This is a genomic window from Luteibacter anthropi (assembly GCF_023699965.1).
In the GTDB taxonomy this organism is placed as follows: Bacteria; Pseudomonadota; Gammaproteobacteria; order Xanthomonadales; family Rhodanobacteraceae; genus Luteibacter; species Luteibacter anthropi.
In genome coordinates, this window is record NZ_CP077072.1 from 1,464,336 (window position 1) to 1,478,144 (window position 13,809).

Below are 13,809 nucleotides of genomic sequence, written 5' to 3' on the forward strand. Positions count from 1 at the left end.
AGCTAACGCATTTAGCCCGGATACAATTTAACGAATAATCCAGGAAGAGCTACTGTAATAGCCTAGCGATCGTGCCATGCGACAGCGCGCCCAGCGCTGCCGTCAGCCGCTGCTGGATGGGCTCTAACCTTTGGCGATCGAACGCAACCTTGACAGCTCGTCCGCGGTCTCAAATTTTCAGCTGCGCTTCGCAATCCCAATCGGCGGCGTGCGTGCTGCGTCCAGTTAACGCGGTGCCTCCACCGCGACAAATGCAATGAGACGGTCATCGTCGCCATTGCGTGATGCACTGATAGATCTCCTGGATCATATGAACCAATGTCGGCGTTGAGTGTGCTTTATCGAAGTTAGCAAATGAGTCCGCAAATTTAAGCGCGACATCAACCTTCGACTTCTTCGTAAGTGGCCGGAGGCGCCGGCCATCCATGGAGTAGTATGTTTTTCTGAATTCATCTGGTAGATACGACTCGATCGTATAGCCGTCCGTGACCCAAGCTCTACGCAACGGATTCTCAGATTTAGAAATGCTCGCAAGCATCTTGGCTTTAGGACTTCGTCCACTCCTCGGTACTGCGCCTTTGTCATTGTCGTTTTCGAAGTCGAGATCACGATCCATTAGAACAAAAGCATTCGGATTAATCTTAAAGATGTCGATGGCGTCACCAGCTCCCCCGCCAGTGTAGTGGCTCAGCGCGGCACCGCCGTAGCTGCAGAATGCATAGTCGACGTTCTCTTGTGGAAGCAGGCAATTCTCCCGGACGCACCAGAGCTTCAGCCAATGCAATAGATAGATGCGATCGGAGGGTCCTTCGACCCAGACTATGCCGTTCGCGAGGCACAAATCGCTCGGCCGATGTCCAAGCGACAACAGGGCCTTCGCCGGCTCTGTCAATGACTGGAACCTCCAACCGTTGGCTTCGAAGAGACGCATCGAAGGGTCGGACGAAGCTACGTCGATTGTGATGGCGGAATGGCTTGTTATGAAGACTTGTAAGTCGCGCTCGGAGGCAATCTTGCTGACCTCTCGTATGGCAATTCGCTGCAAGGTCGGATGCATATGCGTTTCTGGCTCTTCTACAATGCACAAACTACCTTCTACGCGGGTTCGCAACCATCCCAACAATCCACCGAGTGCCCGCCAGCCAGATGGAATAGCTGATATCCGGACGTGATTACTTTGAGACAGGTCGTCATTGAAGTTGGTATGGATCGTAAATTGATCTCTTTCGATGAAGGGCGGAATGTGGTTTATACGTAAGTTTAGCAATCCGTCATAAAAGGGTTGGTCGGGATCCAGCGGAAAGCGATTGGTCCCATTGAGATACTCGGCATGTGTATTTAATGGGGCCAGCCAATCGGCAGTAGCGACACCGCGTTCGTCATGATTGTTTCGATAGAAAATGCAAGCACCTATGCCGAAGACCAGATCTCGCAGATCTGGAGGTATCGAAACGCCGGGCTCCACGCTAATGGGCCCCTTCCACGTCAGATAGTTTCCACCAATCTTCGCAATTGCGGACACGCCTGCCTTATCGATTCCTAGCTTATTAAAGTTAAACATCAAATAGCTACCGTCATCGAATCCCAAACGAAATCCGGACTCCGTTCCAATCCTGAGGTTCTCTCTTACGATAGTTGAGAGTAAGTCGGGATCCAGGAGGCAACGGACAGTGTCGACCACGGTCGACTTTCCGCCACCATTTGGACCGATGACTACATTGACCAAGGAGAGGCTATGACCCGGCCCACTAAGGTACCCAGGTTGACCAATGGTGCCATGATTCAATTCGAGTTTTCGCAATCCAGCGAAGGCAATAGTGCTTAGCTTCATTCCTGCGACGGTCCCTTCCTTAGCTTTCTAATCTGCCTTGGTAGACGAGTTTCACGTTTCATAGATTCTCATGTTCGCTTATCCGGCGAAACAAACGACAGATCCATGTGTACCGACGAACAGCGCCGGTGGCGTAGACCCCGGTAGCAGTAACACTATCTACTTCTCACCGATTCTCTCTAGCGAGAGTCACACTTTCTAGATTCGGCTTCGTCGCGTCTCATCTAATGCGTTCGGACTGATGCATTGAGACACCGCCTTTAACATAGCTCGATCTTAGGTTTACTCAGCGATGAGCGTTATTACTTTTGTAGAGACGCAAGGTTGTATATCAATCCGTTGAGCTCTCTGAGGCGGCGAGAATTTTTCCTCACTCGTTGCAAGGCATGCTATCGATGTCGAGCATCTCACCAGGAAAAAGATTAGAGAAAACTGAGTAGTCCAGCGTATGTTCAGATGCACCGTCAAGCCGAATGACGAGACCCTCGAGAATGATTCGCGCTCGAACGGACAGCTCCGAAGGTGTCAAAGGAACAAACTCGAAGATCTTTCCTGCGATCGCGTGGCTGAGCGCATTCGGGCCAGAGCCGCCATATCCCCAGGCATATCCGCCAGCGTAGGTATAGAGATCGACTCGTGCAGGTACGTTCTCGGCCCTTCCTTTTGGGTAGCGACGATAGAGGACGACAGCAGCGCCTTCGCAGAAGCGCAGGAGAATCTCCGACATTTATAAGCTCCTTAGGTTATTGTGTTTCCGCGCTTCCAACGAAACGGTTGTCGGTCCGAAGGGCCTATCCGTATATCGGCACGACTTGGCGATCCTTTAACCGTATTGGGCTGGCTGCTTCTAACTCACGTGGCGGTCTCGCAATCATAGAATTGCTGCGGCAGCGCTCCCGCTTGGCCCACCGGGCCGATTTCGTCCAAGTCGCGGGGAAGATCGACTGCGCCCCCATACCGGCAACTCCCGACTGCCAGGTGTTTAAGACGGTCATGCTGGTTCCGTCGATTTCATGTAGTCAAGGCTCCGCCTTCTCGCGCACCTCCGTTAGATTGCGGAAGACGTGCATGTCTAGTGCACCGCGCCAAAGGCAGCCAATGCACCATCATCGAACGATTTCGATAGCCAAGCTTGTATTTTCTTTTCGTCATTAAATTTTGGGATTTGCATTGCATCGTCCAGGTGAGGGCTCGTCCAGTCGGGCGCTTGCCCGTGAGACCTAGTCATAGCGAAGCTGTTGGAACGAGAGCATGGCCGCCAAATGCATGACCATCTCATTCCGCGGGAGGTCGTGCCGAACCTTGATATCGTAATAGAGCGCGCGAATCGCAGGGAAACTCTCGAGCGTTATACGAACTTGGGATCCGTGGCCTACCCACGTAATCGCTATCCCTTCAAGCCTATCAAGTGCATGAAGAGATACGGATGCCGCTGCTCTCAGATCGTGCTCGTTAAAGACGTCTTTGTTTTCCTCTAGTCCGATCGAAAGGCAAGACAGAAAATCTAATCTTTCTTGCCCGTCCTCTAATGAAGGAGGCATCTCAAATTTTGCCTTTTTTTAGCACGATGTCCTCGCGCCTGAGAAAATTGTCTACGATAGCAGCGACGGTAGCTCCGTCGAGATCTAATAGAGTCCTGGCGTAACGTTCGTCTATTACCCTAACGATCGGATCCTTAGCGAATTCAGCTGTGGTCGCCGTTAACCGTTTCCAGTTCGCTGCAGTACAACCGAAGAAGATGATGTAGTACTGCACTAGGCAAGGGCCGTAGTGTGATATTGCATCATGCAGTCCGACCTTCAAGTTCTTGGAGAGCTCCTGCTTCTTATCGCTTATCTCCGAGTACGACTTAATCTGGAATGCCACATAGCGTTCGGCTTCGTCTGCAGACCCTAACTTTAAGAGGACGTCGACGCCCTGGTCCCTCGGACCTTGGACTACATAAGAAATTTGATCGTACTTTTGGAAGCAATCACCAATGTCGGTGAGCCTTTCTTGCAGAATGTCGCAAAGTTCATTATGCGTGTAGTCGGCGTTCTTTTCCGTGTCTTCCGCCGAAGATCTACGTAACCTGACGACTTCAGCAACTACCTCTTTCGGCGTAAGCATATCCTTGCGACCTCAGTTAGTACCTAGACATACGAACGCGTTGGAATTGTCGGTAGATCCGGCATAGGACAGAATGAAAAATTCACTGTCTGAATGAGTGAGAGAACTTCGCTCTCGATCTCGAGAAATTCTACTCTGGGCTGGCGGATGGTGGATATCGGGCACCACGGATCACTCAAACCAGTTCGCGTGGACCAGCGCCGCTCTCAACCTAGATAAACATTAGATTAGCGAAACTAATCATCCATAGCCTGAATAGCTCGCTATACCTATAGGAAAAGGTACCTACTGCAAGGAGGGTTGGTGCCCAGCTGAGAATGCGAATTAGGGTTAGTATCCGCTTGGAGAAGCGCAGCTGTTTATTGAAGCCCTGGATAGCGGAAGCTAGGCTCTTCCTAATCGAATCAGGATACGTCTGCATCTTCCCCGATAGCGGATCAAATATTACTTTGAACGCGCCATGGATTCGCGCTAGCTGGAGACTCTGGTTTTCTGTGAATCCGGCAAGGAGGACACTGATGAGTAGTGCCCCTAGGCATAGTATCAGTGATTCAATAAATGACGTTGCATGATAGATACCAAGTACGGTTGCAAGGCTCAATGGCAAGCCCAGCAGTTTCGTGGCTCCGTCCCCCACGACGCTCTGGAGCTTGGTGACCATGTCGAGCTCAGCCTGGCTTATCTCTTTGCGCACTTTATCGAATGAGAATCGGCTTATGTAAGCATCAACGTCATACTGATACTTTTCCAGCACATCGGGCCACCGCTTAACCAGATAGGTCAGATCGGCCGAAGCAAAATCAGCTTCGCCTAAGATATCGGCAATCGATAGCCGAAAAAGCGCTCGGCGCTCCTCCTGATGAATGCCGGCATCGTCTCCAGTCGCGGTGAGCGCTCGTAGAGACTTCAAGTCGGGTGTCGCCAGCTCGAGCAATTCCGCACCGATTCGAGTAACCAACTGAACGGTTATGGGTGGACTTTTTTCGTCCGCGGGGATGACGAACAACAGCTTTAGGGGATCCGCAGGACCGCCTCTCAACGGCTGGGTGATCTGGGACAGCTCGCTCACCAGCGTCGCTACTTGGTTCAACCGGCTAATACCCACCGGCATCGGCTCCTCGCCTGCCGCGTAGTCCACATCGACAATATAGTAAGCGACGGGGACGATTCCCTGACTTGGCCGCGTAGAGCCCTCAGCTAGAGCGGTGACGTTGTCATAGAAGCGAGCATACTCGTTTGCGGCGAGACGCCATTCAAATGTGATCTTGCCGTCTACTGTTTCAGGAGGATCAGAGAACTGTCCAAAATGCGCCTGCAATCCCTGGCACGCGCGAATGGCTTCCTGCACAACCAAGCTTGCTTCGCCGTCAAAGGAAAACGCGCCATCAATAATCGTAGGTCGCCCACAAATTCGGTAGAGTGCTACGACGTGGGAAAACATCAGTTGTCCTCAGCAAGCTGATCGCGATCTCGAAGAGTTTGCTCGATCTTCTTAATCATTCGCTCCGGTAACTGGCGGATTGTCAGCGATCGCTGCTCACGGCTGTAGATAACTTCACCGTCGTTGACGCTTAATGCACTTGCTTCAAAATTGAGCGACCAGCGGTCTGTTCGCTCACTGATTCTAGCGTACGTTTTAAGTGCTTTTTTACTTACTTGAAAGTCGTCCGGAATTTGATAGGCATCAGAATTCAGAAAAGCCTTCATGCCGTCTAGGTGCTGCACCAACTCGACAGGAAGTTGGCGACCGACGACTTCGACCACATGGTCCAACGTCACCGTCGTTCCATCATCAAGGCTTGCCATATAGTCAATAATGCTCTGACGCGCCTTAGAGGCATGATCAGCGATGGCTTTGACGCTTTTTACGTAAGCTCGCACAGCTTTTACCACACCCTTGGTCGCTCGAGCGGAAGACACGCCCTTCTCGCAGCCAAGTGCGGTCGTAAAGTAGCCGGCAATGTCATCGCGTCCGCTGCGATTAACAAAGCACAAATATGTTCGCTCTCTTTCCGCATCGGCGTCGGAGTCATCCTGCTCATCGATTACATCGGCAGGTCCATTAAGCTGCGCCAGTTCGTGCGCATAGCGCACCAGATTGATGCGTGCTGCCTGATGGAGTTTTGACAGATCTACTTCGTTGATTTCTTCAGGCTCGAAATCCTCCGTCAAATGAATGCCATCGCGCTCTTTAATCATCGCAACGAGGAGGTAATTTGAGTTCTGGTGCGAATAAGCGGCGAAGAAAATGAAGCCGCCGGTCGCTAACGGCTCCTTGGCCGAGTATGTGACCAACTCCCTCATCGCACTATGAGTAAGCGCCATAAAGTGACCTGAGTCGGTATCTTGAACAAATTCGGCCACTGCGCCAGGAAAAGGTCCTTCCCGCCGACGATCGCCAAATTGGCCATAGTACAGAGCCCCTTGCTCATGACCCATCAGACCAGCCAGCAGGTTTGCCAGCCGTATCACCATAGGCTTCGTTACATCCAGCAGCTGATTTCGAAGCTTGGCGTCGGCGGTGTCACTGCCACGATCCTTGGCCAGCTCGTGGATAACCGCAAAATCTAAACGATCCATGATGCCTCCCTGTGTCCTGGATCTATTGTAATCGATGATCGCTCCTGGCGTCGGCTACTCGCCTCTCATCAGCACCAAAGGTGTCTACGGCCGCGTCGGCAACTGTGCCGACGAAGCGCTGAGTATTCCTTGTCCAATAACAGGTCGACAGGCTTGCCGTATGCAACGGGTCGCTTTGGCAGCGGCAATTTTTCATATCAAGGATCGAAACTGAAGAAACCGCGTTTACCCGTGGATGCTTCAGCACGAGGTATCTGTACTCTTTTTTTTTGACTACGTCAAATTTCTGACAGTTCGCCGCTGAGCTACTTTGGAAACGACGGCGAGCAGTAATGTTTCGTCATTGCGAACGGTATCCATTGCTGTCCCGGTGTCATCGAAATTGTAGAGACGCATAGCCTCGCTATTGCTATTCGCATCAATGCTACTTAGACCAGTCGCAACGAATTACATGTGCATTACAACTGCAAATTTGGTATTGACTTGGTCGTTAGCTAGCGACTTAAACCTACGGAATTACACGCATTTTTGTACGTAACTAGCGTTAACCTACGGAAGGCTAAACGAGCATTTCGTACTCGCAAAGTATTACGTAGCGAGACAGCGCGCAGTCATTTTAAAAATTTCACTCTTCCTTCGCCTCGGACCGATTGGACGATCCGACATAGAGGAAATGATGAAACGACGTACCCGGGACTTGCTCCTCACCTCCGCTCTTTCGCTCGCGACGATATCCAGATCGAGCCAGCTCAACCCAACGTGGTATACGTTCCACGCTATAACCCTGCAACGGTATACGGCGCTCCGACAACCACGACGACCACAACGACGATCAGCACTTCGGGCTCACCGTTGCCGGACGTGGATCAAGAGGTCGTCACGACGTCCTCCGACCCCGGCGTGAGCGTCGGTGGTGCGGTTGCCACAGGCATTGTCGCGTTCGGTGCCGGCATCGCCGTAGATCATCTGTTCCTGCACCACCACCATCACGACAACTCGGCAGGTTGGGGCGACTGGAATGGACAGCCACCGCCGCCGCCAGCAGGCCTGCCACCGCCGCCGCCTAATGCCACCGGCTGGACCAGCACATGGAGCAGTTCCTGGACGACTCAGCCCGATGCCTCCGCAGCAACTGCAACAGCGGCGGCCGACGTCCCCCCAGATTTGAGTAGTGCCCCGGTTTCGAGTCCAATTCCCCACGAGAAGGAGATTGGACGTGAAGAAGCGCTTTTCCGAAGAACAGATCATCGGCTTCCTGCGTGAGGTCGAAGCCGGCATGCCGGTCAAAGACTTATGCCGCAAACACGGCTTCAGCGAGGCCTCGTATTACCTGTGGCGGAGCAAGTTCGGCGGCATGAGCGTGCCCGAGGCCAAACGGTTGAAGGACCTGGAGGCGGAGAACAGCCGCCTGAAGAAGTTGCTCGCCGAGCAGCTTCTGGAAAACGAGGTCATCAAGGACGCTCTGCGAAAAAAATGGTGAGCGCACCGGATCGGCGTGAGCTGGTGCGCTACTTGGTCGGCCGGGAACTAAGCGAGCGCCGTTCGCTGGCGATTGCCGACATGAGCGCAAGCGCCTATCGCTACGAGCCGCGCCCCGACCGCAACGTCGAACTGCGCGAGATGATCTGCGCGCTGGCGAATCGCCATAAACGCTATGGCGTAGGCATGATCTATCTGAAGCTTCGCCAAGCCGGACACACGGTCAATTACAAGCGGGTCGAGCGCCTGTATCAGGAAGCTAACCTCCAGGTGCGGAAGCGCAGGCGAAAGAAAATCCCGCCGACCCAAAGGCAGCCGCTGCTGCGCCCGGCGGCTGCGAACGAGGTCTGGTCGATGGATTTCGTGTTCGATCGTACTGCCGAGGGCCGCGTCATCAAATGCCTGACGATCGTCGATGATGCGACGCATGAGGCCGTCGCCATCGAAATCGAGCGGGCCATCTCGGGCATCGGCGTGACGCGTGTCATGGATCGCCTGGCGATCACGCGCGGCCTACCGAAGGTGATTCGCAGCGATAACGGAAAGGAGTTCTGCGGCAAGGCCATGGTCAGCTGGGCTCATGACCGTGGCGTGCAGCTGAGGCTTATCGAGCCCGGCAAGCCGAACCAGAACGCTTACATCGAATCATTCAATGGACGACTGCGCGATGAATGCCTCAACGAGCACTGGTTTCCCAGTCTTCTACACGCCCGCACAGAAATCGAAAACTGGCGCCGTGAATACAACGAGGAGCGACCGAAGATAGCACTGGGCGGACTGACGCCCGCTGCCTACGCAAAACAGTTACAGTAACTCGGGACTCAAACCGGACCGCTACTGAAGGCGGGGGGACGTCGCGGCATCGGCAGCCGCTCCCGATCCGACGGTAACGGCAGCGCCTGCGACGGCGACAGCGGCCGTACCTACGGCCGCTCCATCAGCCGCGCCTGCTGTTTCACCGCCCACGCCGGTGGTGTCGCCAGCAGCACCCGTTGGCAGCCCGGCTCCCGCGCCTGGCCCGGTCGTTACGCCGTCCTCAGCGCCTACGGCTGCGCAGGCACCGTCTCCTGCCCCTCTGCCAACGGCGCCCCAGGCACCAGGAGCTGCGCCCTCAATTCCAGCGTCCCCTGCACCGACAGCAGCGGCGGCCGGTTCTCCCCCAACGCCTTCTGCTACGCCAGGCGCGCCTGCGCCAAGCGCTGTCCCGCCTACGTCTCAGTCGCCCGCATCCATGATGGCGCTCAAGAAGCCGAGTGCTCCCAATATCCCGGGTACAGCCGCTGCTCCAGGAAGCACGACGCCACCTGCTGCGGGCGGCCATGGCGCTCTGCCGGGTTCCAACACCCCCGCTATCGCTCCCCCCGCCGGAACCAAGGCTGGTGCGACAGCGAGCTCTCAACCCGCGAAGCAGCCGGACTTTGCCCACATGCAACAACCGCATTTCAATGCGGCCATGCTGCATCCTACTGCCGCAAACCAGCACCCCGATCTCTCACAGATGCAATCCAGAAAGGGCGCTAATGCTTCCTCGGCGACCAGCCCTGGAACGGCATCACGGCCCTCGGCCGGCACCGCGTCGTCAAACCCGACTCACCTCCCAGCAACTACTGCAAACCATGAACGCTTCGGATCACCCTCGGTCTCCCTACCCTCCCACAACTCGTCCATGACGCGGCAAAACACTCGCTCCGATGAAATGCGTCGTACGCCACCTTCGACGGATGAGGCTAGATCGTCAGTACAGAGGAATCAGCCACGCGACTTTGCCGAAGATTCGCCCCGTTCAATCAACTCGGTGACGTCATCACGGCCAGGAAGCACCACAGCGCAACGCAACGACATTGATCACAATCACAGCATCATGCCGCGTGACAGCTTCAACCAACATATGGCCCGTGGATCACAACCTGTTCGCCGTACCTCGCTTGGAAGTACACATCCCAATCAACGTCCATTGCAGCAACACCACAGCCAAGGGCAGAACCACACGCCGAAGCAGAACAGGAACGATCACTAACATCTCTCATATCGAGACATCTACGGCGATTACATAAGTCGCTCTGGATAAAAAGACTTCATGGTGTCAAAGCGCCGCCAATCAATTGATACCGGCGCTTTGACCAACGGATCCAGCGTGTCTCGTACCTCTGGCACAGTACTTCTGAAGTACATCCGTTATCACCGCTATCCAGACGGATTCACTGCGAAAAACCATCTCTTGCGAATGTATGGTCATTTCCGGCCTATCGTTCCTATGCCCGTAGATCCAGATATTTACTGCAAATTCTCGGCCACACCGCGCATCGACATCCAAGTCATCTGCGAATAAAACCCTCCGCCTACCGCCGAAATCGCAGCATTTGATCACCACGGAATATTTTCGTATGCCTATACCGGCTAGTTTTAAGAATACTCTTGTCCTTTGCAGCACGTTGCTCTTGGTAGGATTCCAATCCCCTGCATCATCCACTCCGCTGGACACATCACTACGTACGTCCGCAGCGTCCTACGGGGTCATTCATCACCTTACCGAGAACGGCCTGGTGCTACGAGTGGGCGCAAGAAGTATGGAGATTAAGGCCAGCACAACGCAGTTTCCCATTGACGCTGCCAAGGATGCCGCATCCATACAAATAGATAAGCAACCTTCGGGGCAAGTCTGTCACGTGGACGACCAGACAGACTGGAGCGATGGCCAATCCGCATCGATCTATTGCGAGACGGTGTTAACACGCCCCTTATCGCTCTACGTCATGGGCGCTCGGATATCCAAAAGCGTGGACCGCATTTACCTTCCCCTCCGGCTTGGCGACACGTCGGGGAACATTTCAGGTCTACTTGATACTGGATCTGCAGGCGCCGTGCTGAATGCATTTCAAGTATTTCCCGAGTCTATCCTGACGAAGGATGGATTCCGTTTTCCATCCGGAAGTCACCGTATCGAATATAACGGCATCATCGTCACCGACGCCGTGGTCAAGAAAATGTATGGCGGAAAAGGAGATAACGCCAAGTCCATGGTAGGAAACCTTGGATTCGCGCAGATTAGTTTTGGCAAAGACGACCGTATCGTTACCGGTATGGTTCCCGTTCTATTTGCTTTCGCGAAAGAGAAGGGCACCAGTATCGCTGCCCTCCAAGCTAATGATTCTTCGTCCAACATTATTGGCATCAATCCTGACGAAAACGCCCTCAGAAACCTGGACTACGATGCATCCGGCCAAAAAGCCTCGCCCATCCATGCAACCTGTGATGATCACCTGACAACTAACTGCGGGTTGATTAGCCCACTGCGCAAACTCACCTTTGCACCGGCTGTCGATCAGGGTTTCGCCCTCAGTCGCGTCCCTATGTCAAATTGCTCCACCAGTTCCATAGGTAGATGCCCAGGGTCTGGAACGCTGACCATCGGTCTTGATCAAGAGTCCATGCGAGGTTTTGTTACGGCGCCGATGGAATGCCGCGGTATTTCGGACGAACAGGGTACGTTAAATCTCTGCAATCCGGTTCTACGCGATATCACGATCTCATCCGCCGGCAATTCGTTCAATGGCCGAGCCCTATTTGACACGGGAAGCCCTCGTTTCATCATCAACGTATCAGAGGGATCGACCATGAACGCCTATTCTTCAAGTGACGACTCTCTCTCGGTGTCCATCGATAACCAGGTGATTTATCACAACTCCCTATCTAAGATAGGAACGCAGAAGATCATCGTTAATCTGGATTCGAAGAACTATTCCAACGTGGGAGTCGCATTCTTCGAAGAACATGCGTTCTTCACGAACTATGACAGGAAAACCATTGGATTCCGTTAATCGGTAAGGTCATTCTCGTCCTTTATGCTTGCTAAGAAAGCATCTGGAAGAAGTGCAGATAGTTGGTCTTTGCGACCACCTTGTTGATCACCGTTTAGCTGAACAACACCATCATCCCCGAAATCGACCTATAAACTCGATCCCGTTTACATCCCTGTCGGCCATATTTTCAGAATCTGATCTCCCAACGTCGGTCGGGTGGTGATCGCATACCCGTGATCACCACCCGACCGTCAGAGGCCCCGGCGAAACACATCCGAGCATCGTCGCTCAAAGGATCTATAGTGAGCAACCATCATGATCTATCAAGCTATCTCGTCAATCGCGATGGCATCGACGTTATCAACGGCATCAAGAATGGAACGGTTCCCCTCCCTCCATTGCTTGAGCTCTTTCGCCCCACCTTGGTGGAAGTTTCCACAGGCTTCGTTCGTCTGGAGGCGACACCCGATTACGAACACCTCACGCTTACCGGCGTGGCTCATGGGGGCTGGGCACTCACTCTCCTCGATAGCGCCATGGGCTTCGCCGCGCTGACCGTTTTAACAGGAGGAAGCGTTTGCGTAACGTTGGAAACCAGTGCGCGCCTACTCAAAGCAATTCGTCCAGGTGGCCGAGGAATTTCTATTACCGGAAAGGTGGAGTACCAGGGCCGCGTACCGATCGAGGTCTCCGGTCGTATCGAGTACGACGGTCAGTTGCTTGCCATCGGTAATTCGTCATGCCTCACCGTTCTACCTCGGAAGGAGCCAACCGATCATTCGTGAGTGTGACCTGACCCAACTATTCCTATTACCTCGGGTACAGCGAGCTTTTCTGCAATTAGAAAAGCTCACCTTGTGGTGAATGGATTCGCGGTGGCACAAACCTTGACGTATCTAGCCAGGTATCCCACGCTCGATGCAGGCCGGCCTTGCGACATGCCACCTGCACGCGCTTGCGTATAACATCCGCGAAGATACCCTGCCCTCGCATCCGCGTGGCAAAGGTGCTGTCATAGTCTTTTCCGCCATTCATTTGCTGGATGAGGCTCATGACGTGAGAAGCGCGGTCGGGATAGTGTACGTCGAGCCATTCCCGAAACAGCTGCTTGAGTTCATGGGGCAAGCGAATGCACGTATAGCCGATAGAGTTGGCGCCATGGGCGGCCACACGCTCGATGATACCTTCGAGATCCTTTTCGTTGAGCGCCGGAATGATCGGAGCCACCAGGACGCCCACGGGTACGCCGGCATCGTGCAAGGTCTTCACCGCCTGCAGGCGCCGGTGTGGCGCCGACGCACGCGGCTCGAGCTTCGATGCCAGCTTGTTGTCCAGTGAGTTGATCGAGATGAATACTTGCACCAGGTTCCGCTCAGCCATCGAAGCGAGAAGATCGATATCTCGCTCGATCAGCGCATTCTTGGTGACGATGGTGCACGGATGATGGCAGTCGCTGAGTAATGCCAATGCCGATCGGGTCAATCGCCAGCGTTTCTCGATAGGCTGGTAGGGGTCGGTATTGCTGCCGATATTGATCGGCTTGCAGACGTAGTTCTTCTTCGCCAGTTCGCCGCGAAGGATCTCAGCGAGATTGCTCTTGGCGAAAAGCTTCGTCTCGAAGTCCATGCCGGGCGATAGGTTGAGATAAGCGTGCGATGGCCGGGCATAGCAATAAACGCACCCATGCTCACATCCCCTGAAGGGGTTGATCGCCTGGTCAAAGCCGATGTCAGGGGAATCGTTTCGGGTAATAACCGACCTGGCCAACTCTTCGCGTGTCTCAGTCTGGGGCCGATGGTCATCTTCTTCGCGATACCAACCGTCATCCTCCGCCACTGCGCGAGTGCTCTCGAACCGCCCCTCTGGATTAGAAGCGGCGCCACGGCCCTTGTACGGGCGAATTGTCGGAATGGGCTGGGTCATTGTACAAATGTACACTCTCCCCGTCTCAGGAGGTGGGATCGGACTGAGGCAAAGGGCGGCGCCTACCGGACTTTACGGTGGCTTCGT

General features: G+C 54.1%; 10 protein-coding genes. 3 read left to right on the top strand and 7 right to left on the bottom strand.

Features of this window, described 5'->3' with window-relative positions; genetic code table 11:
- Positions 1-265: 265 nt before the first annotated feature.
- The 6 genes from KR767_RS06610 to KR767_RS06635 all read right to left on the bottom strand — a co-directional run bounded on the left by KR767_RS06610 (position 266) and on the right by KR767_RS06635 (position 7,507).
- Complete coding sequence (locus KR767_RS06610; RefSeq protein ID WP_250878547.1) at positions 266-1,831, bottom strand: ATP-dependent nuclease; 1,566 nt, start codon at positions 1,829-1,831, stop codon at positions 266-268.
- A gap of 370 nt (positions 1,832-2,201) precedes the next feature.
- On the bottom strand, positions 2,202-2,558 hold the full coding sequence (locus tag KR767_RS06615) for a hypothetical protein (protein WP_250878548.1): 357 nt from the start codon (positions 2,556-2,558) through the stop codon (positions 2,202-2,204).
- A gap of 815 nt (positions 2,559-3,373) precedes the next feature.
- Complete coding sequence (locus KR767_RS06620; RefSeq protein WP_250878549.1) at positions 3,374-3,940, bottom strand: hypothetical protein; 567 nt, start codon at positions 3,938-3,940, stop codon at positions 3,374-3,376.
- A gap of 211 nt (positions 3,941-4,151) precedes the next feature.
- Positions 4,152-5,381 (bottom strand): hypothetical protein, encoded by a 1,230-nt coding sequence (locus tag KR767_RS06625; RefSeq protein WP_250878550.1) that lies wholly within the window; start codon positions 5,379-5,381, stop codon positions 4,152-4,154.
- Positions 5,381-6,520 (bottom strand): nucleoid-associated protein, encoded by a 1,140-nt coding sequence (locus KR767_RS06630; protein WP_250878551.1) that lies wholly within the window; start codon positions 6,518-6,520, stop codon positions 5,381-5,383. The genes KR767_RS06625 and KR767_RS06630 overlap by 1 nt, the downstream gene beginning before the upstream one ends.
- A gap of 846 nt (positions 6,521-7,366) precedes the next feature.
- Positions 7,367-7,507, bottom strand: a complete 141-nt coding sequence (locus KR767_RS06635; RefSeq protein WP_250878552.1) for a hypothetical protein — start codon at positions 7,505-7,507, stop codon at positions 7,367-7,369.
- A 229-nt stretch (positions 7,508-7,736) separates the two neighbouring features.
- On the opposite strand from KR767_RS06635, the gene KR767_RS06640 reads away from it, so the two are divergent.
- The 3 genes from KR767_RS06640 to KR767_RS06650 all read left to right on the top strand — a co-directional run bounded on the left by KR767_RS06640 (position 7,737) and on the right by KR767_RS06650 (position 12,584).
- Positions 7,737-8,812 (top strand): IS3 family transposase gene (locus tag KR767_RS06640; RefSeq protein WP_425602707.1). Its coding sequence is split into 2 segments (ribosomal slippage): positions 7,737-7,995 and positions 7,995-8,812, totalling 1,077 coding nucleotides; the frame shifts between segments, so codons are not numbered across the junction.
- Positions 8,813-10,566: 1,754 nt separating this feature from the next.
- Positions 10,567-11,817 (top strand): hypothetical protein, encoded by a 1,251-nt coding sequence (locus tag KR767_RS06645; RefSeq protein ID WP_250878553.1) that lies wholly within the window; start codon positions 10,567-10,569, stop codon positions 11,815-11,817.
- A gap of 284 nt (positions 11,818-12,101) precedes the next feature.
- Positions 12,102-12,584: a PaaI family thioesterase gene (locus tag KR767_RS06650; protein WP_250878554.1), complete on the top strand. Its 483-nt coding sequence runs from the start codon at positions 12,102-12,104 to the stop codon at positions 12,582-12,584.
- A 55-nt stretch (positions 12,585-12,639) separates the two neighbouring features.
- On the opposite strand, the gene KR767_RS06655 is transcribed toward KR767_RS06650, so the two are convergent.
- Positions 12,640-13,722: a PA0069 family radical SAM protein gene (locus tag KR767_RS06655; protein WP_250878555.1), complete on the bottom strand. Its 1,083-nt coding sequence runs from the start codon at positions 13,720-13,722 to the stop codon at positions 12,640-12,642.
- Positions 13,723-13,809 lie beyond the last annotated feature (87 nt).

Excerpts from the sequence above, each read along its gene's own strand:
- KR767_RS06610 (WP_250878547.1), bottom strand. The coding sequence starts at position 1,831 with ATGAAGCTAAGCACTATTGCCTTCGCTGGATTGCGAAAACTCGAATTG.
- KR767_RS06655 (WP_250878555.1), bottom strand. The coding sequence starts at position 13,722 with ATGACCCAGCCCATTCCGACAATTCGCCCGTACAAGGGCCGTGGCGCC.
- KR767_RS06630 (WP_250878551.1), bottom strand. The coding sequence starts at position 6,520 with ATGGATCGTTTAGATTTTGCGGTTATCCACGAGCTGGCCAAGGATCGT.
- KR767_RS06635 (WP_250878552.1), bottom strand. The coding sequence starts at position 7,507 with ATGGTGGTGGTGCAGGAACAGATGATCTACGGCGATGCCGGCACCGAA.
- KR767_RS06645 (WP_250878553.1), top strand. The coding sequence starts at position 10,567 with ATGGAGATTAAGGCCAGCACAACGCAGTTTCCCATTGACGCTGCCAAG.
- KR767_RS06615 (WP_250878548.1), bottom strand. The coding sequence starts at position 2,558 with ATGTCGGAGATTCTCCTGCGCTTCTGCGAAGGCGCTGCTGTCGTCCTC.
- KR767_RS06620 (WP_250878549.1), bottom strand. The coding sequence starts at position 3,940 with ATGCTTACGCCGAAAGAGGTAGTTGCTGAAGTCGTCAGGTTACGTAGA.
- KR767_RS06625 (WP_250878550.1), bottom strand. The coding sequence starts at position 5,381 with ATGTTTTCCCACGTCGTAGCACTCTACCGAATTTGTGGGCGACCTACG.